The organism is Salinisphaera dokdonensis CL-ES53 (genome assembly GCF_040361215.1).
Taxonomy (GTDB): domain Bacteria; phylum Pseudomonadota; class Gammaproteobacteria; order Nevskiales; family Salinisphaeraceae; genus Salinisphaera; species Salinisphaera dokdonensis.
The window spans coordinates 14,999-40,452 of record NZ_APND01000002.1 but is presented as its reverse complement, the minus strand read 5'-3'; the positions used below and the strand labels follow the sequence as shown (position 1 = coordinate 40,452).

Here is a 25,454-nt window from a genome sequence, read left to right as displayed (position 1 = left end):
GGCCCACCCGTAGCAACGGGATCGTGCAGGGCCGGGCAGTGGATTGCTGTCCGGCCTTTTCTTTTGGGGACAGGTGACGGCCTGCGTGGGCGGGCATAGTATTCGTAGCGGGTTGTCATCCTAGTAAAAGAAGAATCGAAATAATTCGCGAGAGAGGGAGCGAGATGCGATATCAACGAGTGCTCGGCGTACTGGCCGTGGCTGCAATCACAGCCGGCTGCAGTGGCTTGCCGGCGGCGCCGGGATCCAGCGGCGACGGTGCGCCGCCGGCCTATGTGAACGTGGTCAATACCGAAGAGATGCTGGTGCAGCTTGTGCCGCAGGACAGCGGCGCCGCACGGCGCAACGATCATCCGGCGGCCTTCGAACCGCAGCAGCTCGCGGCCCTGCTGATGTCGCTGCGGGTGCGGGGTGAAGACCACGGCTCGGCATCGACGATTTCATCGCCGTCGCGCCTCGAACGCCTGGGTGCTGCGGTATCCAAGGCACTGGTACGCGCCAGCCCGCGACAGGATGTGGGCTTCGTGGTCTATCGGCGTGGCCAGAACGGTTTGTTCTCCGGCAGTTCGCGTTATGCGACTTCCGGCCGTGCGTTCTACCAGGGCGATCAACTCAATCTCATCTTCGGCGAGTTCGATCAGGCGTTCAGCGAATTCCGCGATTTGTCGATCAACGAATTCAAGTACGGCACACGGGCACAGTCGGCTCGCGTCGGCGGCGAACGTCTGGTGGCCAGCGACGCCTGGGCCTGGCATGAAGGCCGGCGTGACTGGATCGAGATGAGCGCGACCGCTCAGGCCATCGAGGCGGCTCGCCAGTCGGCGCCCCGCGTGATCGAGGCGAGCGCCAGCAGCTCCGCCAAGCCGTTGCAGTACGGCCCCGCAGCCGCCAGCGCGCCCCAGGCTGAGCCGGCTTCCGCGAGCGAATCGACCGCGCCGATGGCGGCTCAGACATCGACCACGGCGGCGCCGACTCCCAAACCAGCGCCGGCGGCAGCCTCCAGCAGCTCGACCGGCACGGCCGCAGCTGCAGCGTCCGGCGGCGCCGCGGCCAGCAGCGACTGGACACGGATCGAGGATCGACTTACCCAGCTCAAGCGCTTGCGTGAGAAGAATCTGATCAGCGAGCAGGATTATCAATCGAAGAAGGACGAGCTGCTCAGCCAGCTGCCGTGACCACCTAGCGGTCAGGGTGACACTCTGTCCTGAATTTGTGACACATCGGGATGGATCGCCAAAAAGGCGACGGGGCAATTGAGCCTCGTCGCCTTTTATTTTGTGCGACACGTTTTTTTCGAAAACGAATAAACGTATTCAAAACAGTCCGATGAACGGTCATCTGCGGTGTCCGTCTTGGTCCAAACCGTACGGCCGAGCGCTGGCACTCTTCTTGCGACCATGCCTTCCAAGCCCACAGGAGAGGCTTGGGGGCGAATAATAAATCCAAGGCAGGAGGAGACCATGAAAACCATTACCGCACGCGGTTGGCGAAGCGGGCTGCTGGGGCTCGGCGCACTCGCGTTGTTGAGCTCGGGCGCCGCGACCGCCGCCGGCGTCAGCTGGGACGACATCAACAACGACCAGCAATCAACCGACAATGTGCTGCACAACGGCATGGGTACCAAGACCCAGCGTTACAGTCCATTGACGGATCTGAATACCGAGAACGTCAAGCATCTCTACCCGGCGTGGTCGTTCTCCTTTGGCGGCGAGAAACAGCGCGGCCAGGAATCCCAGCCGCTGATCTACGACGGCAAGATGTTCGTCACCGGCTCCTACTCGCGCGCCTGGGCGATCGACGTCAAGACCGGCGAAGAGCTCTGGCAGTACGAGCAGCGGCTGCCGGAAGGCATCATGCCCTGCTGTGACGTGGTCAACCGTGGCGGCGCGCTCTACGACAACCTGTTCATCTTCGGCACGCTCGATGCCAAGCTCGTCGCGCTCGACCAGGAGTCTGGCGATGTGGTCTGGAGCGAGAAGATCGGCGACTACAAGGAAGGTTATTCCTACACCGCCGCGCCGCTGATCGTGAACAACATGGTCGTCACCGGTGTGTCCGGCGGCGAGTTCGGCGTGCTGGGTCGTGTCGAAGCCCGCGATGCGAAGACCGGCGAGATGATCTGGAGCCGACCGACCGTCGAAGGCAACATGGGCCATATCTGGAAGGACGGCAAGAAGTCCGAGAACGGTATCAGCGGCACGCGCAACGCGACGTGGCCGGGCGACATGTACAAGCAGGGCGGCGCAGCGACCTGGCTGGGCGGCACCTACGATCCCGACACCAACCTGATCTACTTCGGGGCCGGCAATCCGGCGCCGTGGAATGCGCATACGCGTCCCGGCGACAACCTGTTCTCGTCTTCGATCATCGCGATCAAGCCTGAGACCGGCAAGATCTCCTGGCACTATCAGAAGACCCCGCACGACGCCTGGGACTATGACGGCGTGAACATGTGCGTGCCGTTCGACGCCGAAGGCGGCAAGTACTGTGCCTCGGCTGACCGCAACGGCTTCTTCTATGTGCTCGATCGCACCAACGGCAAGCTCAAGCAGGCCAAGCCGTTCGTGTCCAAGGTGAACTGGGCCGAGAAGATCGACATGAAGACCGGCAAGCCGGTCGAGACCGGCAAGCGCCCGGGCGATCCCTCCGAGACCGATGGCAAGAAAGGCGATTCCGTGTTCGTGACGCCGTCGTTCCTCGGTGCGAAGAACTGGATGCCGATGTCCTACAACCCGAACACGGGTCTGTTCTACGTGCCCAGCAACGAATGGGGCATGGATATCTGGAACGAGCCGATCACCTACAAGGCCGGTGCGGCCTATCTCGGTGCCGGCTTCAACATCCAGCCGCTGTATGAGGATTACATCGGCGCGGTCCGCGCGGTCGACCCGATGACCGGCGAGATCAAGTGGGAAGCCAAGAACAACGCGCCGTTGTGGAGCGGCACGATGACCACCGCCGGCAACCTCGTGTTCTATGGCACGCCGGAAGGCTTCCTGAAGGCCGTCGACGCCCGTACCGGTGAAGAGCTATGGAAGTTCCAGACCGGTTCCGGCGTGGTCGGCCAGCCGATCACCTGGAAGCAGGATGGTAGCCAGTACGTGGCCGTGACCTCCGGTTGGGGTGGCGCCGTACCGCTGTGGGGCGGGGAAGTCGCCAAGCGCGTCAAGTTCCTCAACCAGGGCGGCAGTGTCTGGGTATTCAAGATCCCGGATGCGCTGGCCAACATGTAAGGCCTGATGAAAAACCCGATCCCGGGTTATTGCGGCGGGGCCGATAGCGGTCCCGCCGTTTTCTCCACAGGACAGAACAAGACAATGAACCGCACTTCAAATTTTCTGGGCGGCGTGTTCGCCATGGGCTGCACGCTGGTTTTTCTTTCGGGCGCCGCGCTCGCCCACGGTGACGTGGTGCCCCAGGCCGTCGATACCGAGGGTCTCAAGTCGTTGCCGGAAGGTGAATGGCTGGACGAGAACCCCTATCGCGGCAACAAGCAGGCGATCGAGATCGGCAGCTCGGCCTACGGTCAGAACTGCGCGCGCTGTCATGGCCTGGAGGCGGTGTCGGGCGGTATCGCCCCGGACCTGCGCGAACTCGGCCCCGAATACGACGACTATTTCATCGGCAAGGTACGCGGTGGTGTGCAGCGCAACGGCATGACCTACATGCCGGCGTTCGAAGGCACGCTCAGCCAGGACGCCATGTGGGCGATCCGCGCGTATATCGACAAGCGCCACTACGAATACAACGACAAGGATCTCGCAAAGCTCTACGAACAGGCCGAAGACGGCAGCTGAGCCGGCCCGCAGGGCAGACGAGGTCGCAGGAGGAGAGAATGATGACAAGGATTGCGAGCATGGCCGCCGTGCTGCTGGCGGCAGGCTTTCTGGTCGCGCCGAACGCGCACGCCGCGGCCAGCGGCGAGGCCGGTGACGTCGATACCAGCGCGTTGCCCGAGATCGAGGACGGCAACTGGCTCGACGAGAACCCCTACCGCGGTTCGAAGAAGGCGATGGAACTGGGCAAGGCGGCATACGACGGCAACTGCGCCCGTTGCCACGGCATCGACATGATCTCGGGCGGCATCGCGCCGGATCTGCGCGAGCTGGGGCCGGACTACGACGACTATTTCATCGGCAAGGTGCGCGCCGGCGTGCAGCGCAACGGCATGACCTACATGCCGCCCTTTGAAGGCGTGCTCGACCAGCAGTCCATGTGGGCGATCCGTGCCTATGTCGACAAGCGCCACTATGAATATAAGGACAAGAATCTCGACGAACTGTATGAACAATGGGATGGCGGCAAGTCCGAGGACGACACCGCGGCCCAGCGCTCGCCGGCACCGGCTGCAGCCAGCCCGGCAGTCGCCCGCGGCGACAGCGGTGCAAGTGCACGTCGCGTCGCTGACGATGACATACCCGACCGGCTCGAGCAGATCCGTGCGAAGGGCGCCATCGAGATTGCCGTCTACCAGGCGTTTCCGCCCTGGTCCTACAAGCCCGAAAGCGGCGGCGTCACCGGCATCGATGTGGCCATTGGCAAGGCCCTCGCAAAGCGTCTGGATGTTGGCTTCAACCTGCGTACCTTCGTCGCCGACGAAAGCATGGGCGACGATATCCGCAACCAGGTCTGGAAAGGCCATTACCTGGGCGGCGGCACCGCCGATGCCATGCTGCATGTCGGCATGGCGCCAGAGTTCCAGCAGGAAAACGACCAGGCGACCTTCCTCGCGCCGTACTACAACGAGACGATGGGTTTCGCCTACGACGCCGAACGTCTCGGCGGCGATGTCGACAGCCCGCTCGCGCTCAAGGGCAAGCCGATCGGCGTGGGTCTGGATACGCTGGGCGACTATTTCCTGACCTCTGCCTACCGCGGTGCGCTGCGTGACGACGTCGTCCATTTTCGATCGGTACCGGCGGCCATGCGGGCGCTCAACAGCGGCGAAGTCGCCGCGGTGATGGCGCCGGTCGGTGAGCTCGCCGGTGCGGTGACGATGCTGCAGGAACTGAACGTCACCACACGTACCGTGGAGCTCGGCGGCATGTACCAGACCAACTGGGACGTGGGCGTGGCGATCAAGGCCAGCAACCCGGCGCTGGCCAAGGCGATCAACGAAGCCATTCAGCAGATGCGCGAGGACGGCACCATCGAGACCATCTTCGAGGAATACGGTGTGCCTTATCGGGCCCCGGCCGCGCCCGAAACCGCGGCACGTACGGCCGCGCTGTAGCGGCGTGTCATGAACCGCTGGATCGCCGGTGTGCTATGCCTGACGCTGATGTCGGGCATGGCGCATGCGGGCGAGATGCTGACCGTGCTGCTGCCCGCTCGCGGCGAGCCCGTACCGGTGGCCGACCTGGCTATCGAGGCATACGGGCGCTACCAGATGGTTTATCGCGACGCGCCGTTCCAGCCGCACTTCCTTTCCATGCGACCCTTCCAGTGTCTGGCTGCGCCGCCGAAACTACAGTGTCACCTGCCGTATCCGTATGCCAATGATCGGCGTATCACTGAAGAGGATCTGGGCGATCTCGAATACGATCTGCTGTTTCTGGTTAAACAGGCCGACGAGTTCGGGATCGATTTCTGGAACGGCCGCTACTATCGGCTGCGCCGCGAGGGCGACACGATTGTCGGAGAAGCCCAGGCGGTGGACATGAACATCCTGGCGTCGAAGCCGGAAGCGGGTGACACCCGCCCGATCGGCGACGGCGACCTAACCGCGCTGGGCATGGCCGAAACGCCGTTCCCGCGCCTGCGGATTGTTGCCGCGGAGGCAAAGTGACCATGCGTGTAGCCCGATTAGTGTTTCTCCCCTTGCTGGCTCTGTTGATCGTTCTGATGCCACTTGGCGCTACTGCCGCCGAGGTGCCGGACGACCCGCTGGACTCGTCGCAGTGGCGCTACATGGCCCGCAAGTACTTTCGCGATGCGTCCATCGTGTTCGATGAGCGCGTGAAAGTGATCGCGCCAGACTATGCCGAGGATTCGCTCAACACCCCGGTACAGGTCAGTGCGCCGGATCTCGAGGGCGTGGAGCAGGTGCTGGTATTTGCCGACATGAGTCCAATCACCAAGGTGCTCGACTATTACCCGGTAAAGGCCGACCCCGCGATCGGCTTCAGCTTCAAGGTGCAGCAGGCCACGCCGATTCGTGCGGCCATGCGTACGGCGGACGGGACCTGGCATATCGGCGGCACCTGGGTAGACGCCCAGGGCGGCGGCTGCACGGCGCCAAGCGTCGCCAGCGCGGATCCGATATGGGAGACCCGGCTCGGCGAGACCGAGGCACGGCTCTGGTCGCGTGACAGCGGCGGCGACCGGCTGAAGTTCCGCGTGGTGCATCCCATGGATACCGGCCTCGCGGCCGGTATTCCCGAATTCTTCATCACCGAAGTCACCATCACCGACGATAGCGGCGAGACACTCGCCCGACTCGAGCCCTACGAACCGGTATCGGAGAATCCGGTCATCACCCTCGATCTCGATGCCCGTGGTCCGCTCACGCTCGCCGGGCGTGACAACAACGGCAACCGCTTCGAGGCGACCGTCGCGGAGCCGGCATCATGAGTGTTCGTATGCGTGCGCGGCAGGTCTGGCGGCTACTGATAGGGGCTGCGGCCCTGGGCCTGTTCGTACCGGTATCGGCGAATGCCGCAGACGGTTACTACGAGCTGGTGCCGGAGCAGGTTGCCGATGACACGTACGTGTTCCTCGGCGCGCAGGAGAATTTCAGCTTCGACAACCACGGCGCGATATCCAATACCGGCTTCATCGTCACCGACAACGGCGTGGTGGTGATCGACACCGGCCCGTCGCGTCTCTACGGCGAAGCCATGCGGGCCGCGATTGCCGACGTCACGGACCAGCCGGTGGTACAGGTCTATATCACCCACGCACACCCGGATCATTTCCTCGGCAACAACGCGTTCGAGGACGTGCCGATTGCTGCACTGGCGGAAACCACGTCAGCCATCCGTGAGATCGGCCCGGATCTGGCCAGCAATCTATACAACCTGGTCGGCTCTGCCATGCGGGGCACGACCGCCGTGGTGCCGGACGCCGCGGCTGATACCGAAAACCGTGTGACGTTTGGCGACCACGAACTCGAGCTGGTCGCCGCACGCGGACATACCGCAAGCGATCTGATGGTTTTTGATCACAGTACCGGCGTGCTTTTTGCCGGCGATATCGCGTTTCATGATCGCGCGCCGACCACGCCGAACGCCGATATCGCGGCCTGGCACGAAACGCTCGCCGCGACGCAGCAACGAAACTTCAAGACGTTGGTGCCCGGCCACGGCCCGGTGGTCGACGGGGGCGAAGCGCTTGCCCAGACCGGCGATTATCTGACCTGGCTGCTGCAGGGTTTCGAGCAGGCCGCGGCCCGGGGCGCGAGTGCCGCCGAGGTCATGTTCCTGCCGCTGCCCGAACGCTGGGCCGCGCTGGCGGTCGAGCCCGGGGAATACCGGCGCTCGGTCTCGCATCTCTACCCATCGATCGAGCGGGCTGCCCTGGAACGAGACGGCACGCGCTAGGCCTCGATGCCGAGGGCATTACGGGTGAGCTGGGGCGTCATTGCCCCGGCGCGCGCGTGAGCTTCATGGTGATATGCCCGCCGGTGATGAAGCGTTTCTCGCTGGTCAGGCGCTCGTCGCGTTCCAGGCGCGCGAGTCCCACGCCCGGGCAATACCATTCGCGCTGCTCGATCGGTACGTCGGAGGGGGCAAAGCCCACGCCGGAACCGAGATGGAAGGTCACCGCACCGACCACCAGCAGACAGTTGTCGAAACGCCCGGCCGGCACGATCACGGTCACGTCGTCGGACTCGATCCGGTATTCCAGCGTGATGGTGTTTTCCGGCGCGTGTTCGCTGATGAACGTGGTGGCGCGGTCGAGCATGTAGGCATGGGCCGGCTCGCGCCAGCTCGCGCCGACCTCGGCCGGCAGGGGCAGAATCTTGGTGGGCGGTTGGTCCATGACCGGCGTGTGTCGCGCGACGGACTTCTTCGCGACCCGGTAATAGCCGTCTTCGCGCTGCGCGATGTAGTAGCGCGCGCCGTTTTCGTTACGGCGGATGGCGACATCATCCTCGCCGGCGAAATAGCTGCGCTCGACGTTCTCCATGATCCGCGTGCTGCGCACCGGCTCGCTGCCCTTGCGCTGGGTTTCCACGCTGTACTGCCAGCGCAGCCCTGGCTCGAGTGGATAAAGCGACTCGGCATCGGGTTGGGAACCACAGCCGCCAAGCAGCGTTGCAGCGAGCGCGAAAGCGATGGGTGCGACGAGTATCGAGGAGCGGCGCACGATCATTTCTCCGGCAGGCTGGGCTCGGGGAGATCGCGCAGCTCGATGTTCTGGTGATCGGGCGCGAAGGTGCCTGCCTCGGTGTCCACGCGGTCGCCGTCGCTGCGGCTCGCGGTGCCCATCTGCAGTTCGCCGTTGCGCATGGCATCACGGGCGCGCTGCAGCTTGGTATGCATGCCGCGGTCGTAGGGCAGGGTGAAAGCGCGCGGCACGCCGGTGGGTTCGTCGTCCACGATCGGCGTGACCCATAGATAGATCCGGCCGGAGGCACCCCGGGTATCGTCCGGCTCGACCACCGAGGATGCATTGAGCAGGAAATGGTGCGGCAGCGTCATGCGTGCCGGCCAGCCGCGCAAGTCCTGCAGCGAGTGCCAGGTGACGAAATACAGCGCGCTCACGAGCACGATGCAGCTCAGGCGTACCCACAGCGGCCAGCCGCTGCGGATATTGAGCGCGAGCACCAGCACGCCGAGCGCCACGTACGCGCCGCCGAGCAACCAGAGGGTCTGTGTCATCGCCTGTCCTCGCTGTTTCTTCTGTGCTTGTAATGCGTCATCGCACGATCGACTTTTCGAGCGTGTTGACGTTGGTGACCGCGCCGTCGGGATTTACGGTGAAGCGTACGGCCGTATGTTCCTCGCCGGGATAGTCGAGCCCGATCTGATCCTTGAACACGATCTGCAGCCTTGGATTGACCCGGCTCACGGTCACGTCGGCGGTGATCGGTCGCCCGGTTTCGGAGGCGTAGTACTGCACGTTCACGGTGTACTCACCCGGCGCGCGACCGCGGATGGTCACGATCTCCTGATTGAGTTCGTTGGTGATGCGGGCGCCGTCGACGATCATCTCGTCGTTGATCAGGCCACGGTCGTCGCGGTCGAGATTCATCAGCCCGGCCTCGGGGTTGAGATACCAGACCTTGTCACCGCCCGGGCCTTCCACCCACAGGTCGACATCGTCCGGCCGACCGGACTCCCAGGTCGCGGTGATGATGTATTCCGCCTTCGCCGGGATCTCGCCGGTCTTCGCGGGCGGGTTCAAGAAGAAAACCGCGATCAGGAACATGAAGGTGAAGCCCAGCAGGGCGTTGAACAGCAGATCCGTGAACGGATCGCTGTCGCTCTGGCGGCGTTTACGGCGAAAAGCCATGGTCGGCTAGTGGCTAGGTCAGCCGAGGCGCTGGCGCTGCGCGAAGATCACGATGCGCGCCTGCAGGCGGTCTGCGGCGCGATCGAGCAGCAGGTAGTGCAGGCTCAGGATCATGCTCGTCGTGAGGCCCACGAGCGTCGTGTAGAGGGCCACGCGCATGCCCTGACTCATGCCGACCAGTAACTGTTGAATCGCGGCCACATCGAAGGACTGGGCGCTGTCGACAGTCGCCAGCATGACGATGAAGCCGATCACGGTGCCGAGCAGGCCGAGCTTGATCAGCGCGCCGCAGATGAACCAGCCCATCTCGTGCGCCCCCGAGAGGCGCTCGCCCAGTACGTCGACGAGCGTGTCCGGCGGCTCGGCGCCGCGGTGTGAGTAGAAATGCAGCAGCGAGGCGAGATAGGCGCCGGCCGCACTGTCCGGCTGTGATCGGCCGCCCAACGCCAGATGCCCGTCGTGAGACAGCGCGAGGCTGTTGCCGTCGTCAACGCCGTCGGTGATCGTCTCGAAGTGCGCAGTCTCGCGTGAGATCCAGGCACTGCGGATACCGCAATAAGCCCAGGTCACCGCAAAGATCACGCTGATCAGCAGGCTCACCCGCGTGACGTCGCCGCTGACCAGCGTGGTCACGACGTTGTACTGCTGTGCCACCCACACCGCGAACACGAGCACGCCGGTGATGATCAGCCACTGCTGGAACACATGTCCCGAAGCCGCGCCCGGCCGGGCCGCCTTGAAGCGGGTCAGCGATACCGCCATTGCTCATCCTCCGCACCGCGGCGCCGTGGGGACGCGCCGGTCGTTCTTGTTGTTCTAGTCGTTTTTTGTTCGAGAGCGGGCGCCTGGGCGGCCGTCGCTCTTCATAATGGGTCAATCAGCCGAAGCTGTCGCGCACGATGTTCTGGTACCACGAACGCGCGTAGTCCGACTCGGCCTCGCGCGTGGCCTCGTCGGCCGCCAGCGCGGAGATGCCGCCGGCGTTCTGTATCGCGGCAATCGTGTCGCCGTTGAGCGTATAGACCTCGGTCACGCTGATGCCGTAATCGGGTGCCACAAGGCTGTAGCAGGCGTTGATCATGCGCGTATCGGTGACCGGTTCGCCGGCCAGTTCGCGCGCGATCGCATGAGCACAGATCTTGGCCTGCATGTTCGCGGCATAGGCGGATTTCGGCATGGGCTCGGCGCGAGTGGCATCGCCGATCACGTGTACGCCTTCATGGCCGGGCACCGAGAAATCGTGCGGGGCGACCGTCACCCAGCCGGCGGCGTCGGTCAGCCCGGCGTCGCTCGCCAGCCGGCCGGCACGCTGCGGCGGGATGATATTGAGCACGTCGGCGTCGTACTCGTCGCCGCCCGTGGTACGCACGCGCCGGCTTGCTGCATCCACCTCGACCACGCGCGCCCCGTTGCGGCGGCCGCCGCGCCACTGCACACGCTCGCCATAGCGTGCGCCCCAGCCGGTACGAAACAGCGGTTCCTTGGAGAAGTGATCCTTGGCGTCGAGCAGCAGCACCTCGGCCTTTGGTTTGTGCTGCGCCAAAAAATGCGCGATCAGGCTGGCGCGCTCGTAGGGGCCGGGCGGACAGCGATAGGGATTGTCCGGCACCGAGATCACCACGCGGCCGTCATTCGGCATGGCACGCAGCTGATCGCGCAGGGTGAGCAGCTGTGTTGCGCCGCCGGGCCAGGCATGGGGAATACGATCGACATGCTGCGGGCCGTAGCCGTCGATCGCCTGCCAGTCGAAGTCGATACCTGGGGCGATCACCAGCCGGTCGCCGGCGATGCTGCGGCCATCCGCCAGGCGTATGCGATGCGCCTCGGGTTCCACGCCTTCGATATCGGCATGCACGACTTTTATGCCGGCAGCACTCAAGCCTTCGTGATCCTGGGTGATGGCCGACGTCGGATTCATGCCTGCGACAACCGTGTTGCAGAACGGACCGGTGATAAATCGCGATTGCCGGTCGACGAGCGTCACGCGTACATCGGGCGCGAAGCGGCGCAGCGCGAGCGCACAGGATGCTCCAGCGAATCCGCCGCCGGCGATCACGACCTGAGCCGGGGTGCGGCCACTGCCATGTATGGGCAAGCCGAGCGTGCTGAGCGCCGCCGCGCCGGCCAGCCCCCGCAGCACGCGGCGCCGATCGTTACGGGGCATGACGGTGTTCGTCTTTTGCGCTGTCACGCGTGGCGAAGTATTCAGCGAGTGCGGCGATCTGGGCATCGTCGTAGGCGGGCGCGATCCGGTTCATGATCGTGCCTTCGCCGTTCTGAAAGGCCTGCATGCGTTCGATGAACGTCTGTGGTTTCAGTCCCGCCAGCGAGGGCACTGCGCCCTGCGATTGACCGTCGCTACCGTGGCAGGCCGTGCAGGCACTCGCGAGATCTGCGCCGGTCGGTGCAGCGGCGTTTGCCACCCCCGAAGCCATGCCGAGGACAAGGCCGGTCGTGACCAGCGTAGTCGCCACACCGATTGCGCGATATCTCATGATCCACAAGCTACGCCCTCGCTGAAAGGCGGGCAAGTTCGTCAAAGTCGATTTTTCTGCGCTCTGCAAACAGGCCTTCGGCGCGGGTGTCTTGGCCCATTGTGCAATGGTTGTGCGGTGGCTCCTACGACCATCTTGGGGCTTGCGCTGATGAACCTTTAGCGGGCAATTTAGTCTCATAAACGGGGGCATATCCCGTTTCCGTCGCCGCGCTGCCGTTGCGCCGGCCGCGGAATCAATAAAAGAATACAGTCGGTGGTTCGCACGCCGGCCAATAGCGATTGTGTCGATACGGCCCGGGCCGGGACACAGGCAGGAGTTTCAATGACTACACCCGAGCGTGTTGCAACACGCCGCTGGCTTGCGTGGACGATCGTCCTCGTCTTGCTGGTGGCCGGCTGCTCCGCCGATGAAGCGGACAACGCCGACGAGCCGCTGCGGATCGGCGTGCTCAAGTTCGGCACCGTGAACTGGGAGCTGGACACCGTCCAACGAAACGGCCTGGCCGATAAGCACGATGTGGCAATCGAGATCGTGCCGCTCGCCTCCGAGAACGCGCTTGCTGTCGCCCTCCAGGGCGATCGCGTCGATTTGATTGTCTCGGACTGGCTCTGGGCCGCGCGCCAGCGCGCCGAGAACCGCAACTACCAGTTCGCGCCTTATTCGCTGGCGGTAGGCGCGGTGATGGTCAACCCGGCTTCGGGCGTTTCGAGTCTTGCCGATCTCGAAGGCAAGAAGCTCGGTATTGCCGGCGGCCCGGTCGACAAGACATGGCTGCTGCTGCGGGCTTATGCCCAGAAGACCGAAGGCATGAGTCTCGAACGGTCGACGGAACCGACCTTCGCCGCGCCGCCGATGATCAACCGGCTCATGCTGAACGGCGACATCCCGGCGGCGATCAACTTCTGGCATTACAACGCGCGGCTTTCGGCACTCGGCATGAAGCCGTTGGTGAGCCTGCAGGACATGCTCTCCGGGTTGGGTATCGATACTGTGCCGCCGCTGCTCGGCTGGGTATTCGCCGAGGACTGGGCCGACGAACATCGCGAAGACCTGCAGCATTTCTTTGCCGCCAGCCGCGACGCCAAGCGCCTGCTGGCTGAATCCGACGAGGCGTGGGAACCGCTCAAGCCGCTGATCAAACCCGAGAGCGAGGCTGTATTTGCAGCCATTCGCGACGGCTATCGCGCGGGCATCATCGACCACTACGGCGCGCCCGAGATCGCGGCCGCCGGCCAGCTGTTTGATCTGCTGGCCCAGGAAAGCGGTGGCAAGCTCACCGGCGGCGTCGAGCAACTGTCGGCAGACGTGTTCTGGGATGGATATCGCCAGCCATGAACTACCGCTGGTCAGGACCTGTTGCCGTTTCATACGAGGCCCGCGTTGAGGCCCAAAATCGTGTCAGGCAAGGCGCGAGCCGCAGGTCGTGGCCAGCCACGATCAAGGCGAGTAACGCCGCATGGCGCGATTTTGGGCCCCAACCCTTCGGGACAGCGGCTGTTGGGCCGCAATCCAGCGTTGCCGCTCGCTCATGTAGAGCGACTACACAGCGCTCGCGGCGCCTTGGCTTACAGCCCAACAGCCGCTGGCGCGGTCTCGTATGAAATGGCAACAGGTCCTAGTACGTGCCGCCTCGCTGATCGGCCTGGTCCTGCTATGGCAGATCGTGGCCCTGATCGCGAAAAGCGACGTACTGCCCGGCCCCCTGGCGGTGCTGTACAGCCTGATCGAGCACACGCTCTCGGGCGAGTTGCCGTATCACCTGGTCATCACACTCGCGCGAGTGGCGGTGGCCTTTCTGATGGCGATGGCGATCGGTACCGCGATCGGCATCATCATGGGCCGCTACAAGCAGCTGGACCTGGTCTTCGACGGCGCGCTGGTTCTGGGGCTCAATATCCCGGCGCTGGTCACCATTATCCTGTGCTATCTGTGGTTCGGCCTGAACGACGTGGCCGCGATACTGGCGGTCGCGCTGAACAAGATCCCGACCGTGGTGGTGATGGTGCGCGAAGGCGCCCGCGCGGTGGATCCGAAACTGCTTGCCGTGGCCCAGGCCTATCGGGTGCCGAAGCTCGTGACCCTGCGCCGGGTGTTTCTGCCACAGCTCTATCCCTATCTCATGGGGGCGGCACGCAGCGGTCTCGCGCTGATCTGGAAGATCGTGCTGGTGGTGGAACTGCTCGGGCGCAGCAACGGCGTGGGCTTTCAGCTGCACCTGTTCTACCAGTTCTTCGATATCACCAGCATCCTGGCCTACACGCTGGCCTTTGCCGGCGTGGTGCTGCTGGTCGAGGCCGTGGTGATGCGCCCGCTCGAGGATCGGCTGACGCGGTGGCGCACATGAGCGGCCTGCGTATCCATATCCGCGAGAAACGCTTCGATGGCAAGACCGTGCTCGGCGAATGCACGGTCGAAGCCGAGCCGGGTGAGTTCATTGCCCTGGTCGGGCCCTCCGGCGCCGGCAAGAGCACGCTGCTGTCGCTGGTGGCCGGCCTCGACGAGGACTACGACGGCGAGATCACCTGGAACGGCGCACCGTTGAGCAACCACGGCGAATCGCCTGCCCACATGGGCATGATGTTTCAGGAACCGCGGCTGATGCCGTGGCTGAGCGCGCTCGACAACGTCAAGCTGGCCGAAGCCGAACGCATGGCCCGCGATCACGATTACCAATCGAACGCCGCACGCCTGCTCGAGGAAGTGGGCCTGGGCGATGCGACCGATTTCTGGCCCAATCATCTATCCGGCGGCATGCAGCGACGGGTGGCACTCGCCCGAGCGTTTGTCGTCGAGCCGCAGCTACTGCTCATGGACGAGCCGTTCGTGTCGCTGGATATGCCCACGGGCAATCGCCTGCGTCGTTCGTTGTTGCGACTGTGTGAACGCCAGCGGCCGTTGGTGCTGTTCGTCACCCACGATCTGCGCGAAGCGCTGGCGCTGGCCGATCGCGTGCTGTTTCTGGGCGATACGCCGGCTCGTGTCATGCTCGATCATCCGGTCGAGGGCGCACGCGGCAAGGACTTGGAAAGCGCCGAGGTCGCCAGTGCCCAGCAGGCCCTGCTGGCGCGGTATCCGCAGCTGCTGTCCGGCATACTCGACAACGCCCGTTCCGACGCCGACGAAGACGAGGACAACGCATGAGCGAAGCCGCCCTCAAGGTGGATGCGGTCACCAAATCCTATGGCTCGCTGAAGGCGCTCGATACGCTCTCACTGGCGGTCGAGCAGGGTGAGTTCGTGGCCCTGCTGGGGCCGAACGGCGCCGGCAAGAGCACGCTGTTCCAGTTGCTCACCGGCTTGTTCGTGCCCGACGAGGGCGCGATCGAGGTCGCCGGCCACGATATGCGCCGCGATTCACGCGCGGCCCTGGCCAAGCTCGGGGTGGTGTTCCAGCAGCCCACCCTCGATCTGGACCTGAGCGTGGTCGCCAACCTGAAATTCCATGCCCGCCTGCATGGCATGGGCGCCAAGGCGAAAGCGCGGATCGACGACGAGCTCGCGCGTATCGGCCAGGCCGAACGGGCGAAGGACGCCGCGCGCGCATTGTCTGGCGGTAACCGCCGCAAGATCGAACTGGCGCGTGCGCTGCTGCACGAGCCGGCATTGCTGCTCATGGACGAGGCCACGGTGGGGCTCGATCCGGGCTCGCGCGAGTTGCTTGTCGACTATGTTCACAAGCTCTGTGCCGAGCGCGGCATGGGCGTGCTCTGGGCGACCCATCTGGTCGATGAAGCCGAGCGCGCGCACCGCGTGATCGTGGTGCACAAGGGCCAGCGCATCGCGGTGGATACGCCGCGCGCGCTGTGCGAGACAACCAACACGACGTCGCTGGGGGATGCTTTTCTCGAGCTCACCGGCGAGGTGCCAAAGAAAAAAGAGGAGACCGTGTAATGCGTTTCAATCGATCCAGGCAAGGCCGGCTCGCCCTGGCTGCGGCACTGCTCGCAGCTAGCCCTGCGCTGTTCGCGGCCGGCACCGGCAATCTGTATGTCTCCAGCGAAGACGACGATGTCGTCACCGTCTTCGACGGCGAAAGCCTGGAGAAGATCGATACCATTGAGGTGTCCGAACGCCCGCGCTGGCTGGCGTTCTCGCCCGACCACAGCAAGCTCTATGTGGCCTGCGGCGATGAGGATTCCATCGACGTGATCGATGTCGCCGAGGGCAAGGTCACCGACCGGCTCACCGATATCGACGATCCCGAGATCTTCGCCATCGGCCCCGACGGCAAGCATCTGTACATCTCCAACGAGGACGATGCCCAGTTCACCATCTACGACATCGGCGAGAAGAAGATCGTCTCGCAGGTCGATGTCGGCCAGGAGCCGGAAGGCGTGCTCGTCACCCCCGACGGCAAGACCGCCTACGTGACGTCCGAAGTGGCCAACATGGTCCACCGCGTGAACCTCGACAGCCACGAGATCGACGCCAATATCGTGGTGGGCAACCGGCCGCGCCGTTTCGCGCTTTCGGCAGACGGCAACACGCTTTGGGTGACCAACGAACTCTCGGGTTCGGTGTCCCTTATCGATACCCAGACCAACGAAGTCAGCGACACCATCGACTTCAAGCCACAAGGCTTTCGCCCCGAGGACGTGACCCCGGTGGGCATCAAGCTGTCGGAAGACGGTGAGAACGCCTATGTCACCCTCGGCCGGGCAAACCATGTCGCCTTCGTGAACGCAAAGACACACGAGGTCGAGGACTATGTGCTGGTCGGCGATCGCGCCTGGGGCATTGCCCAGAGCCGCGACGGCAAGCAGTTGTATGTGACCAACGGCCTGTCCGACGACATGTCGATCGTCGATATCGCCGAGCGCAAGACGCTGCGTTCGATCCCGGCCGGGCGCGTGCCGCATAGCGTGGTCATCGACACGGCCGCCGAGTGACCATGGCGCGTCGTGACAACCGATCGCTGACCGCGTCGCTGCTGCGCGTTGCGTTGCTGGGCCTGGTCGCAGGCGCCGCAGCGTTCGCGCTGCCCGGCGTGGCCGTGGCCCAGCAGGATCTCGAAGCCTTCGACTTCGGCTATATCGGTTGGAACGACGATCCGCGTTATTCCGAGGCGCGTATCGAGCGCGAATACCAGGGCGAGCCCTGGGGCCGGCCGGTCGACGGCGCCCGCGTGGCCATCGACGAAGCGCGTTTTCCGGGCATGGCCGCCGGCGTGAAGTTCGGCCTCGAAGAGCAGCTGGTCGCCAACACCCGCGAAGTGCTGGACTCGGTACGCGCCATGCGCGATGCGGGCACACGCTTCATCCTGCTGGACCTGCCTGCGGGCACGGTCTCGCGCGTGGCCGAGGAATTCGCCGGCGACGAGATCACGTTCTTCAACGTCGCCGCCCACGATGATCGCCTGCGCGGGGCACACTGCCAGGCGAACCTGCTGCATACGATCCCGTCGGATGCGATGCGCAATGACGCGCTCGCCCAGTATCTGGTCTCGCGCCAGTGGAACGATGTGCTGCTGCTGGTGGGCCCGGAACGCGCGGACAAGGTGGTTGCCAAGTCTTTCCAGCGTTCGGCCAAGCGTTTCGGCCTCAAGATCGTCGGCACGCGCGATTTCGTGCTCGGCAACAATCCGCGCGAGCGCGACAAGAACAACCCGAAACTGCTGACATCCGGTGTCGACTACGACGCGGTGTATATCGCCGATACCCAGAGCGAGTTCGCCCGCAACGCCAATTTCGCGATCCAGAAGCCGCGGCCAGTGGTCGGCAGCGCGGGGCTGGTTCCGCAGGCGTGGCACTGGGCCTGGATCCGCCACGGCGCACGCCAGCTCAACAACCGGCTGGAAAAGAAGGCCGACCGGCACATGACCGGTTACGACTGGGCGGCCTGGGTTGCGGTGAAATCGATCGTCGAGGCCGTCCAGCGTACCGAGAGTACGGATTACGCCGAGCTTGCGAGCTATGTGCGGGGCGACGAGATCAACCTCGACGGCTTCAAGGGCTATCGCATGGGCTTTCGCGACTGGGACGGCCAGCTGCGCCAACCCATGCTGCTGGGTACCGGCAACTGGGTGGTTGCCCGCGCGCCGCTGGACGGCTTCCTGCACCCGGATAACTATCTCGACACGCTCGGCTTCGATCCGCGCGAGTCCGCCTGCACGCTCGCGAACGACAAGAAAGGTTCCTGATCCATGGCCCGCATTGCCCACGTGCTCCAGGCGCTGACCGCGGTTTCCTCGCGCGAGACCGTCAAGTTCCTGCACCAGCGCGGCCGGCTGGCCTCGGCGGTGGTCCGTCCGAGCCTGTGGCTGCTGATCTTCGCGGCCGGCTTCAAGAATGTGTTCGGCATCTCGGTGCTGCCCCCCTACGAAAGCTATATCGAGTATCAGGTTTATGTGGTGCCCGGCCTGCTGGGCATGGTGCTGCTGTTCAACGGCATGCAGTCGTCGCTGGCCATGGTCTACGACCGCGAGATGGGCCTCATGCGACTGCTGCTTACCGCGCCACTGCCGCGCTCGACCCTGCTGGCCTGCAAGCTGCTCGCGGGTACTTTTCTGTCCGTGCTGCAGGCTTATGCGTTTCTCGTCGTCTGCGCGCTGTTCGGAGTCGATCTGCCCTGGTGGCCGGGACTGCTCACCGTTTTGCCGGCACTGATTCTCACCGGGCTGATGCTCGGTGCGCTCGGTTTGCTGCTGTCGGTCTATATCAAGCAGCTCGAGAACTTCGCCGGCACAATGAACTTCGTGATCTTCCCGATGTTCTTCCTGTCGCCGGCGCTGTATCCGCTCTGGAAACTGGAAGAGTCGGGCGCGACGGTTATCTACCAGCTGTCCCGTATCAATCCGTTCACCCACGGCGTGGAATTGGTGCGCTTTGCGATGTACGGCCAGATCAACGGCGTGGCGCTGGCGGTGGTCGCCGGGACACTGGTCGTGTTCTTCGCCGCGGCCGTTTGGGGCTATGACCCGCAGCGCGGATTGGTTCGACGCAAGGGCTAGAGCGGCCCGCTGGTTGAAGCGATTGGGTGGCCGGAATAGCGGTTTGCCCATTCTCGGGCTCGCGCAGGCTGAGCACGCCAGGGACGTTGCGTCACGCGTGGTGATGTCCGTTGATGCCGTAGGGTGACGATGCCGGCACATGCAATCGCGATCATACCGCCCAACGTCATCAGCCCGATCCGTTCGTCGAAGAACAGCGCGCCCCAGGCCGCGGCGAACAGCAGGTGTGTGTAATCGAAGGTCGCGATCGTGGGTGGGTCCCCGTTCTGATATGCCATGGCCATCGTCGCGCTGCCTGCGACCGCGATCGCGGCCAGCATTGCCATTACGAGCCAGAGGCTCATGTCAGGCGTATGCCAGTCCTTTGCGAGCAGCGCGATACCCGGGTTCGTTGTATTGATTGGCGCGCCGATTGCGGTGATGCCCAGAAGGATCGCGCCGGCCAGCGCCAGTGCGAGATTCATGCCCAGAGCCATCGTCCACGGGCTTTCCGAAGCGCAGCGATAGCGCGTGATCAGCGCCTGCAGCGCATAGCAGGCCGCCGCGCCGATCGGCAGCAGGCTCGCGGCGGAAAAGGCGCCGGCCGGCTGGACAACCATCACAGCGCCGCCAAACCCCAGTACGAGTGCCGCGATCGTATGTCGGCTCACGCTCTGGGTGCCTGCCATCCAGCCCAGCAGGGCAAGAATCAGGGGAAAGGTGTAGAGGCCAGCCGAGGCGAGGGCAAGACCCACCGTCGGTAACGCCATGTAGAACAGGCACCACATCGCGACCATGAGCAGGCTTCGGATCACGAGCCAGCCGGGCCGATGCGGGCGCAGCGAACTGCCCCACACCCGGATGATGAGCAGGAGCAGCGGCAGCGCGAACAGCCCGCGCATGACGAAGATCTGCCCGATGCCGATCTGCCCGCCGAAGCCATGGACCAGTGCATCGCCGATCGAGATCAGGAACGACGACAACACCATGAGTACGATCGGCTGGTTCTGTGGTGCGGCTATCCAACGCAGCATCTGACTCGGGGGTTTCGGTATTGATAGGCGTAATTGTCGACGCGGTCCTGTCAATCGTCATACGCTGTTTTCGAAAGCACGATTACGCTCAGGTAAAGTGAAGTCATGCGTTTCTCAGGTCGTTCATTACCGCCGCTCGCCACGCTGCGCCCGTTCGAGGCCGCTGCGCGCCATGAAAGCTTCAAGGCAGCGGCGGAGGAGCTGCATCTCAGTCAGGCAGCGATCAGCCGTCAGATCCGAGCGCTGGAAGCGGATGTGGGCGTGGTGCTGTTCGAGCGCCGCCATCGCCAGGTGGTGCTCACCAGCGCGGGCCGCGGTCTGGCGCTGGCGATCGGGCGCGGGCTTGCCGAGATCGGCAATGCAGCCGATACGCTGCGCGCTCGGCGCGGTGAGAACGAAGTAACGGTACTGATCGAGCTGTATGTCGCGATGTATTGGCTCGTGCCGCTGCTGCCGAATTTCCATGCCCAGCATCCGGATATCTCGATTCAGGTAAGCGCCACGACCGAGCCGCTCACCCGGGCAGGCGGCCAGTTCGACCTCGCGGTACAGAGTTCGGACCGGCCCGCGGGCGGGCTCGAGCCGCTGTTCACTGCATTCGGCGATATCTTTCCGGTGTGCGCGCCGTCCTTCGCTGCGCGGGATTCCCTGACGCTCACGGCGCTGGCGGAACAGCCGCTGCTGCACTTTCGCGAGCCGCCGGGTGATCAGTGGCTGGATTGGCAGGACTGGTTCAGGCGTCTTGGCGTGGACAAGCCCCTGCGCGAACCGGCCCAGATGTTCGACAGCTATCCGGTGATGGTGCAGGCGGCCGTCGCGGGGCAGGGCGTGATTCTCGGCTGGGGGCGCGGGCTGACCGCGCTGCTGGAAGCGGGGCAGCTGGTTCGCCCGGTGCCCGACACGCTACGCCAATCCGCCGGCCTGTCGGTCTATGCCACGACGAGCGCGTTCAACAACGCTGCGACCGACGTGGTCGCACAATGGTTGCGTGAGCGGCTCGATGAGCCGATCGGCGGGCGATAAGCGGTTCCCGGATTCATCCACGGCGAATCCGGGGCCCGTCGATCAGTTCGAAGCGTCGACCTTTTCTTCAGGCTCCTGGCCGATCTGCCATTGCTCTACCGACAGCTCGATGATCTCGCCCGAGACGGCGTCCACCTCGACCTTGAACTCGGTGTCCTGGCCGTCCTGCGCGAGGTCGATCTCGTAGCTGGGCGAGCCGTCCGATTCGATCTCGTATTCGACTTCGACCACCTCGCCGCCGAAGCGATCCTGGGCGGTCTTGATGGCGTCTTCTTCGCTGATCTTGGCGTGCCTGGCGAACATCTCGTCATCGGCCGACTCGGCTTCGGTCTCGAGCTCGTAGATGTCACCGCTGCGCGCGTTGCACATCAGCTCCCATTCCTTGTCCGAGTCATCGCGGATCTCGATCTCGTAGGTCGGGGCGCCGACCGGACTGACGCTCAGGTACTCGACCTTGACGATATCGCCCTGGCGCACGCTTTGCGCAGCGTGCAGGCATTGCTCCAGCGGCACCGTATCGTTCTTCGATCCCGCTATTGCGGCCGTGGTGACGAGTGCCAGCGGCAGGGTGGCTAATAAGCACGTTAGTTTGTGGGTCATGACGTGTCCCTTCGAAAGTGGTGTGTGGAGGTTGCCAAAAAAAACAGGCGGCCAGCCAGCGATGAGATGTAGGGAGAGGTATCGCTGACCGGTCGCCTGCGGAGGAGACTGGTGGGTGAATGAAAAGGCGGCGCGCTAGAGTTCCACGCGTACCCCGCCCCAGATGCCACGTGGTGCGCCCGGACCGATGAAGCGACTGGCGTCCTCGTAGCGATCGCCTTCGAGCACTTCGTCGGCTTCGCCGTAGAGGCCGAAGGTCTCGTAGTCGGAATCGAGCAGGTTGTTCACCCGCACGAAGGTCGTGATTCGGTCGGTGATCTTGAACGCGGCATTGGCGTTGACGATCGCGTAGCCGTCGATGTTCTCGCTATCGGTATTCGACTCGTCGCCCCGATAGATCTGGTCACCGTTGCCGACCACGTCCATGCCGAGCCGCAGGCGGCTGGTGGGCGCCCAGTCGATGCCGACGTTGAACAGATGTTCCGGGATCAACGGGATGCGATCACCCGATTCGACCTGCTGGGTCGGATCCTCCCCCGGTGCGGCGTCCTCGTCGGCCTGCGGGTGATTGGGCGAATTGGTGATGAACGGATCGCGGAATTCGGCGTTGATATAGGTGTAGTTCGCCGACAGGCGCCAGCGCTCTGCGAATGCCCAGTCGAGACCCAGCTCCACGCCCTGGCGACGGGTGTCGCCGACGTTGTCGAAGTAGCCCTCGAAACGAGATTCGGCCGAGATGAAGAGGATGTCGTCCTGGTTGTCGGAACGAAATACCGCGGCGTGCCACTGCAGGTTGTCGTTGCCGCCGCGCAGGCCGAGCTCGTAGGTCGTGGTCACGACCTGTTCCAGGGGCGGATCGTCCACGAAGCCGTTGGGCAGCCGGCAGGGTTCGTCCGGGTTGGCGCAGGTCAGCTCGACCGGCGTCGGCGCGCGCGAGGATTGCGAGATGCTGCCGAAGCTGGTCAGGTTGTCGGTGATCTGCCAGGTCAGGCCGCCGGCCAGATTGAGCCGGCGGAACTCGTGGTCGCCGGAGAGGCTTGTTGCGTCGTCATCGTCGTCGCCGAATTCCACCTCGGGTGAGGTGTCGTGCAGCGAGATCGCGGTGCGGTTGTAGCGTCCGGCGAGTGTGCCTTCGAGCGTTTCGGTGACCGGCACGCGCTGCAGGAAGAACAGGCTGGCCGTGCTGTTATGGGCGGACACGCCTGTGAGCGATTCGCCGGAAACAATGCCGCTGCCGACCGTGCCGCGCTCGTCGGTAAGGCTGGCCAGCTCGGTCTGCTGATAGAAATCGCTGCTCGCGTAATCGAGGCTGGTGCCCACGATGAGCTCGCCGCCGAGCACGCCGAGCTGGCGGCCCTGCAGGTTGAGGCCGAAGCCGTTCTCCTTGGTTTGCGAGGTGTTTTCGGTGCCGCCGATGACGTCGTCGCTGGCGAGTACCGCGTTGCCGTCGGCATCGAAGACCACTTCTTCTTCGCCGCCGTCTTCGGCTTCTTCACAAAGCAGGCCGGCGTTGCCGCCGTCTTCGCAGTCCTCGAACTCGGAGCCGTCGCCGTTGAAGGTGTTGATCTCGTTGCGCCGGTAGTAGGCGCCCCAGGCGATGGAGAAATCGTCCGTGTAGTCGCGTGTGCCGCGCAGGTTGAACATCACCATTTCCGGATTGGTTTCGTCCGGATAGGTGAAGATCGACTCCCGGCCTTCGGCTTTGGCGAGTTCGGCCGGGATCGCACCGTTGCCGCGCAGGCTGTTGTCTGCGGCGGTGATGGAGAAATCCAGCGTGCCGTTGTCTGTGATGGTGGAGAACTGGGTAAACAGCTGCGCCACATCGGAATCCGAGAAATCGCGCCAGCCGTCTTCTGAGACGCCTTGAGCCGCGAAGTACCAGCCGTCGGTGCCGTTGTTGCCGCCGGCCTGGAAATGGCCGCCGAAACGACCGAAATCACCGCCGAAGACTTCGGCTTCCGCGCCCTGGTAGGTAAAGCCGGTCTTGGTCTTGACCGAAAGCGCGCCGCCGAGTGTGTTCTGGCCGAACAAGGGATTGGAGCCCGGAATCAGGTCGATGGAATCGATCGCGACCTGCGGAATCAGATCCCAGTTGACGGTGTCGCCGAACGGCTCGTTGATACGTACGCCGTCCTGATATATCGAAAGCCCCTGCGGCAGGCCGAGGAGCGGCGAGGCGGTATAGCCGCGATAGTTGAGATCCGGCTGGAACGGGTTATTGACCGCGTCATTGACGTGGACACTGCCCAGTTCCTGCTGCATGTACTGGTTGAGGTTGAGCGTCTCGGCGCGTTCCACCTCGTCGGCGTCGACATGCTGCACATTGGCCGGGTAGCGGTCGGCGTCGACCTCGCTGCCCGCGAACGGCGTCGCGCCGATGACATCGATGCCACCGAGTTCGAGCGCCTGTGCGTGGATGTTCGTAGCCGCCATTGTCGATGCCGCGCCAAGCGTCAGGCACAGCCCTTTTCTGAAGTGCATGTCTCCCCCTTTATTTTTAATCTCGCACCGTCTTCGAGTCTTGCCCGCAATGCCTGGCAGCTCAATGGGCAATCTTCCCAATTTCGCTCGGATGCCTGGCCAATAGCTGCGGCCGATCAGACTAGAGGAATGTCGGCCCGGACACGGGTGCCGCCGCCGGGGCTGCTGTCGATATGCAGCTGACCCGCGAGCAGGTCGATACGCTCGCTCATGCCGGACAGGCCCAGGCCGGGACGGCGGGCGGCCGGGTCGAAGCCGCGGCCGTCGTCGGTGATCGTCAGCCGCAGCCTGCCGGCACTCGTGCCAAGCGCAACGTCGATACGCTTGGGTTGGCCGTGGCGCAGGGCGTTGGTCAATGCTTCCTGTACCAGCCGAAAGACATGGATCGCGGCGGGCGAAGGCAGATCGGAAAGCGTGTCATCGCCGGTATAGGCGATTTCAATGGCTGGATGCGTACGCTGCCAGCCTGCGATGTGTTCCTCCAAAGCGGCATCCAGGCCCAGCTCGTCGAGCCCGGGCGGGCGCAGGCGGCGCATCATCAGTCGGGTCTGGTCGTATATGCGTGCGGCGACCTCGGCGATCGCTTCGGCCGATTCGGCCACGCCGTCGGGCAGGCGTTCGCGGCGCGCGAGGATGCCGGCCGCGTCGGCCCGGATCGCAGTCAGGCTCTGGCCGAGTTCGTCGTGCAGTTCGCGGGCCAGGCTGCGGCGTTCGTCTTCCTGGATGCGCAGAGAATGTTCTCGCAGACGCTGGTTCTCGCTACGGGCGGCGGCCAGTGTTTCGGCCATATGGTTGAACTGGGCCGCGATGCCGTCGAACTCGGGCAACGAAAAATGTGGCAGACGGATCGCATAGTCGCCATGCTCGATACGTGCCAGCGCGGCGTCGATGCGTTGCACCGGCACGATTGCCCGGCCAAGCAGGCGATAGACGATCACGATCGTGGCGCCGTAGAAGACCAGCAGCAGGGCGAGGAGGCCGCGTGTGTCTTGCCATGCTTCTTCGATCTCGTCGTCCGGGTCGGCGAGTATGTGGATCGCGTAATCGGGCGCGACGACGATGCGCCGATTCGGCAGGCTGTTTGGCCGGGTCATCGCCGCGAACCAGGCGGGCGCATCGGCGCCGTCGCCGGCCGGACATTCGCCACCGTCCCCCGTCAGGGGTACCAGGGACAAACACAGATGGCGCAGATGGCCGATTGCGGCCAGACGCTTTGCTGCGGCCAGGGCCTCTCCGTCGCTGCGGATACTGGTTTCGACAAGGTCGCTGGCCAGCGCCACGCTTGAATCCATCTCTTCGGCGATGGCGCGTTGGGCGTTGTGGATCACCAGCCAGCCGGCCGCCAGCAGAATTGCGGCGAGCAGCAGCGTGACCGCGATCATCAATCGCTGGCGCAGCCGCAACCGTCGCTTCAGATCTAGGCCGATCACTG

The 25,454-nt window shown here is 64.2% G+C and carries 25 protein-coding genes; 15 read left to right on the top strand and 10 right to left on the bottom strand.

The window, feature by feature from the left end; translation table 11 throughout:
• Positions 1-164: 164 nt before the first annotated feature.
• From SADO_RS06195 to SADO_RS06165, 7 genes are all read left to right on the top strand, one after another.
• Complete coding sequence (locus SADO_RS06195; protein ID WP_353110160.1) at positions 165-1,175, top strand: SHOCT domain-containing protein; 1,011 nt, start codon at positions 165-167, stop codon at positions 1,173-1,175.
• A 285-nt stretch (positions 1,176-1,460) separates the two neighbouring features.
• A complete protein-coding gene (locus SADO_RS06190) occupies positions 1,461-3,233 on the top strand; it encodes a PQQ-dependent methanol/ethanol family dehydrogenase (protein ID WP_353110159.1) in 1,773 nt (590 codons plus the stop codon).
• 84 nt (positions 3,234-3,317) lie between these two features.
• Complete coding sequence (pedF, locus tag SADO_RS06185) at positions 3,318-3,797, top strand: cytochrome c-550 PedF (protein ID WP_434547887.1); 480 nt, start codon at positions 3,318-3,320, stop codon at positions 3,795-3,797.
• Positions 3,798-3,835: 38 nt separating this feature from the next.
• On the top strand, positions 3,836-5,233 hold the full coding sequence (gene pedF / locus SADO_RS06180) for a cytochrome c-550 PedF (RefSeq protein ID WP_353110157.1): 1,398 nt from the start codon (positions 3,836-3,838) through the stop codon (positions 5,231-5,233).
• 9 nt (positions 5,234-5,242) lie between these two features.
• A complete protein-coding gene (locus tag SADO_RS06175) occupies positions 5,243-5,788 on the top strand; it encodes a hypothetical protein (RefSeq protein ID WP_353110155.1) in 546 nt (181 codons plus the stop codon).
• 56 nt (positions 5,789-5,844) lie between these two features.
• A complete protein-coding gene (locus SADO_RS06170) occupies positions 5,845-6,573 on the top strand; it encodes a quinoprotein dehydrogenase-associated SoxYZ-like carrier (RefSeq protein ID WP_353110154.1) in 729 nt (242 codons plus the stop codon).
• Positions 6,570-7,541 carry a quinoprotein relay system zinc metallohydrolase 1 gene (locus tag SADO_RS06165; RefSeq protein WP_353110153.1) on the top strand — a complete coding sequence of 324 codons (972 nt, stop codon included), beginning with the start codon at positions 6,570-6,572 and terminating at the stop codon, positions 7,539-7,541. The genes SADO_RS06170 and SADO_RS06165 overlap by 4 nt, the downstream gene beginning before the upstream one ends.
• Before the next feature lie 37 nt (positions 7,542-7,578).
• Here the strand turns inward: SADO_RS06165 and SADO_RS06160 are convergent, their stop codons facing one another.
• The 6 genes from SADO_RS06160 to SADO_RS06135 form a co-directional block, all read right to left on the bottom strand.
• A complete protein-coding gene (locus SADO_RS06160) occupies positions 7,579-8,310 on the bottom strand; it encodes a hypothetical protein (RefSeq protein WP_353110151.1) in 732 nt (243 codons plus the stop codon).
• A gap of 2 nt (positions 8,311-8,312) precedes the next feature.
• A complete protein-coding gene (locus tag SADO_RS06155) occupies positions 8,313-8,825 on the bottom strand; it encodes a hypothetical protein (RefSeq protein ID WP_353110149.1) in 513 nt (170 codons plus the stop codon).
• A gap of 37 nt (positions 8,826-8,862) precedes the next feature.
• Positions 8,863-9,459, bottom strand: a complete 597-nt coding sequence (locus tag SADO_RS06150; protein ID WP_353110148.1) for a DUF2135 domain-containing protein — start codon at positions 9,457-9,459, stop codon at positions 8,863-8,865.
• A gap of 18 nt (positions 9,460-9,477) precedes the next feature.
• A complete protein-coding gene (locus tag SADO_RS06145) occupies positions 9,478-10,221 on the bottom strand; it encodes a MotA/TolQ/ExbB proton channel family protein (protein WP_353110147.1) in 744 nt (247 codons plus the stop codon).
• Between the two features lie 115 nt (positions 10,222-10,336).
• Positions 10,337-11,623: an FCSD flavin-binding domain-containing protein gene (locus SADO_RS06140; protein WP_353110145.1), complete on the bottom strand. Its 1,287-nt coding sequence runs from the start codon at positions 11,621-11,623 to the stop codon at positions 10,337-10,339.
• The gene (locus SADO_RS06135; protein ID WP_353110143.1) at positions 11,613-11,954 is read right to left on the bottom strand and encodes a c-type cytochrome; all 342 of its coding nucleotides are present in this window, start codon (positions 11,952-11,954) and stop codon (positions 11,613-11,615) included. The genes SADO_RS06140 and SADO_RS06135 overlap by 11 nt, the downstream gene beginning before the upstream one ends.
• 324 nt (positions 11,955-12,278) lie before the next feature.
• On the opposite strand from SADO_RS06135, the gene SADO_RS06130 reads away from it, so the two are divergent.
• The 7 genes from SADO_RS06130 to SADO_RS06100 all read left to right on the top strand — a co-directional run bounded on the left by SADO_RS06130 (position 12,279) and on the right by SADO_RS06100 (position 18,905).
• Positions 12,279-13,292, top strand: coding sequence for an ABC transporter substrate-binding protein (locus tag SADO_RS06130; RefSeq protein WP_353110141.1), 1,014 nt, complete (start codon positions 12,279-12,281; stop codon positions 13,290-13,292).
• 262 nt (positions 13,293-13,554) lie between these two features.
• Entirely contained in the window at positions 13,555-14,301 is a 747-nt protein-coding gene (locus SADO_RS06125; RefSeq protein WP_353110140.1) for an ABC transporter permease, read from the top strand.
• A complete protein-coding gene (locus SADO_RS06120) occupies positions 14,298-15,098 on the top strand; it encodes an ABC transporter ATP-binding protein (RefSeq protein WP_353110139.1) in 801 nt (266 codons plus the stop codon). Before SADO_RS06125 ends, SADO_RS06120 begins: the two co-directional genes overlap by 4 nt.
• Positions 15,095-15,847: an ABC transporter ATP-binding protein gene (locus tag SADO_RS06115; RefSeq protein WP_353110137.1), complete on the top strand. Its 753-nt coding sequence runs from the start codon at positions 15,095-15,097 to the stop codon at positions 15,845-15,847. The genes SADO_RS06120 and SADO_RS06115 overlap by 4 nt, the downstream gene beginning before the upstream one ends.
• A complete protein-coding gene (locus SADO_RS06110) occupies positions 15,847-16,845 on the top strand; it encodes a PQQ-dependent catabolism-associated beta-propeller protein (protein WP_353110135.1) in 999 nt (332 codons plus the stop codon). Before SADO_RS06115 ends, SADO_RS06110 begins: the two co-directional genes overlap by 1 nt.
• Positions 16,846-16,847: 2 nt before the next feature.
• Entirely contained in the window at positions 16,848-18,095 is a 1,248-nt protein-coding gene (locus tag SADO_RS06105; RefSeq protein ID WP_353110133.1) for a type 1 periplasmic-binding domain-containing protein, read from the top strand.
• 3 nt (positions 18,096-18,098) lie between these two features.
• Positions 18,099-18,905 carry an ABC transporter permease gene (locus tag SADO_RS06100; protein WP_353110131.1) on the top strand — a complete coding sequence of 269 codons (807 nt, stop codon included), beginning with the start codon at positions 18,099-18,101 and terminating at the stop codon, positions 18,903-18,905.
• Here the strand turns inward: SADO_RS06100 and SADO_RS06095 are convergent.
• Positions 18,902-19,918: a DMT family transporter gene (locus tag SADO_RS06095; RefSeq protein WP_353110129.1), complete on the bottom strand. Its 1,017-nt coding sequence runs from the start codon at positions 19,916-19,918 to the stop codon at positions 18,902-18,904. The genes SADO_RS06100 and SADO_RS06095 overlap by 4 nt on opposite strands.
• Before the next feature lie 105 nt (positions 19,919-20,023).
• Here SADO_RS06095 and SADO_RS06090 point away from each other — a divergent pair, with 105 nt between their 5' ends.
• Positions 20,024-20,941 (top strand): LysR substrate-binding domain-containing protein, encoded by a 918-nt coding sequence (locus SADO_RS06090; RefSeq protein WP_353110127.1) that lies wholly within the window; start codon positions 20,024-20,026, stop codon positions 20,939-20,941.
• A 42-nt stretch (positions 20,942-20,983) separates the two neighbouring features.
• Here SADO_RS06090 and SADO_RS06085 read toward each other — a convergent pair whose 3' ends face one another.
• The 3 genes from SADO_RS06085 to SADO_RS06075 form a co-directional block, all read right to left on the bottom strand.
• Complete coding sequence (locus SADO_RS06085) at positions 20,984-21,541, bottom strand: PepSY domain-containing protein (RefSeq protein ID WP_353110125.1); 558 nt, start codon at positions 21,539-21,541, stop codon at positions 20,984-20,986.
• A 135-nt stretch (positions 21,542-21,676) separates the two neighbouring features.
• Entirely contained in the window at positions 21,677-24,022 is a 2,346-nt protein-coding gene (locus SADO_RS06080) for a TonB-dependent receptor (protein ID WP_353110124.1), read from the bottom strand.
• Between the two features lie 116 nt (positions 24,023-24,138).
• Positions 24,139-25,452, bottom strand: a complete 1,314-nt coding sequence (locus tag SADO_RS06075; RefSeq protein WP_353110122.1) for a HAMP domain-containing sensor histidine kinase — start codon at positions 25,450-25,452, stop codon at positions 24,139-24,141.
• Positions 25,453-25,454 lie beyond the last annotated feature (2 nt).

What these genes read in the sequence shown, in the direction of transcription:
- SADO_RS06105 (WP_353110133.1), top strand. Translation starts at nt 16,848, where the DNA reads ATGGCGCGTCGTGACAACCGATCGCTGACCGCGTCGCTGCTGCGCGTT.
- SADO_RS06125 (WP_353110140.1), top strand. Translation starts at nt 13,555, where the DNA reads ATGAAATGGCAACAGGTCCTAGTACGTGCCGCCTCGCTGATCGGCCTG.
- SADO_RS06130 (WP_353110141.1), top strand. Translation starts at nt 12,279, where the DNA reads ATGACTACACCCGAGCGTGTTGCAACACGCCGCTGGCTTGCGTGGACG.
- SADO_RS06080 (WP_353110124.1), bottom strand. Translation starts at nt 24,022, where the DNA reads ATGCACTTCAGAAAAGGGCTGTGCCTGACGCTTGGCGCGGCATCGACA.
- SADO_RS06095 (WP_353110129.1), bottom strand. Translation starts at nt 19,918, where the DNA reads ATGCTGCGTTGGATAGCCGCACCACAGAACCAGCCGATCGTACTCATG.
- SADO_RS06135 (WP_353110143.1), bottom strand. Translation starts at nt 11,954, where the DNA reads ATGAGATATCGCGCAATCGGTGTGGCGACTACGCTGGTCACGACCGGC.
- SADO_RS06110 (WP_353110135.1), top strand. Translation starts at nt 15,847, where the DNA reads ATGCGTTTCAATCGATCCAGGCAAGGCCGGCTCGCCCTGGCTGCGGCA.
- pedF (WP_434547887.1), top strand. Translation starts at nt 3,318, where the DNA reads ATGAACCGCACTTCAAATTTTCTGGGCGGCGTGTTCGCCATGGGCTGC.
- SADO_RS06165 (WP_353110153.1), top strand. Translation starts at nt 6,570, where the DNA reads ATGAGTGTTCGTATGCGTGCGCGGCAGGTCTGGCGGCTACTGATAGGG.
- SADO_RS06115 (WP_353110137.1), top strand. Translation starts at nt 15,095, where the DNA reads ATGAGCGAAGCCGCCCTCAAGGTGGATGCGGTCACCAAATCCTATGGC.
- SADO_RS06085 (WP_353110125.1), bottom strand. Translation starts at nt 21,541, where the DNA reads ATGACCCACAAACTAACGTGCTTATTAGCCACCCTGCCGCTGGCACTC.
- pedF (WP_353110157.1), top strand. Translation starts at nt 3,836, where the DNA reads ATGATGACAAGGATTGCGAGCATGGCCGCCGTGCTGCTGGCGGCAGGC.
- SADO_RS06195 (WP_353110160.1), top strand. Translation starts at nt 165, where the DNA reads ATGCGATATCAACGAGTGCTCGGCGTACTGGCCGTGGCTGCAATCACA.
- SADO_RS06090 (WP_353110127.1), top strand. Translation starts at nt 20,024, where the DNA reads ATGCGTTTCTCAGGTCGTTCATTACCGCCGCTCGCCACGCTGCGCCCG.
- SADO_RS06145 (WP_353110147.1), bottom strand. Translation starts at nt 10,221, where the DNA reads ATGGCGGTATCGCTGACCCGCTTCAAGGCGGCCCGGCCGGGCGCGGCT.
- SADO_RS06100 (WP_353110131.1), top strand. Translation starts at nt 18,099, where the DNA reads ATGGCCCGCATTGCCCACGTGCTCCAGGCGCTGACCGCGGTTTCCTCG.
- SADO_RS06175 (WP_353110155.1), top strand. Translation starts at nt 5,243, where the DNA reads ATGAACCGCTGGATCGCCGGTGTGCTATGCCTGACGCTGATGTCGGGC.
- SADO_RS06155 (WP_353110149.1), bottom strand. Translation starts at nt 8,825, where the DNA reads ATGACACAGACCCTCTGGTTGCTCGGCGGCGCGTACGTGGCGCTCGGC.
- SADO_RS06150 (WP_353110148.1), bottom strand. Translation starts at nt 9,459, where the DNA reads ATGGCTTTTCGCCGTAAACGCCGCCAGAGCGACAGCGATCCGTTCACG.
- SADO_RS06140 (WP_353110145.1), bottom strand. Translation starts at nt 11,623, where the DNA reads ATGCCCCGTAACGATCGGCGCCGCGTGCTGCGGGGGCTGGCCGGCGCG.
- SADO_RS06170 (WP_353110154.1), top strand. Translation starts at nt 5,845, where the DNA reads ATGCCACTTGGCGCTACTGCCGCCGAGGTGCCGGACGACCCGCTGGAC.
- SADO_RS06120 (WP_353110139.1), top strand. Translation starts at nt 14,298, where the DNA reads ATGAGCGGCCTGCGTATCCATATCCGCGAGAAACGCTTCGATGGCAAG.
- SADO_RS06190 (WP_353110159.1), top strand. Translation starts at nt 1,461, where the DNA reads ATGAAAACCATTACCGCACGCGGTTGGCGAAGCGGGCTGCTGGGGCTC.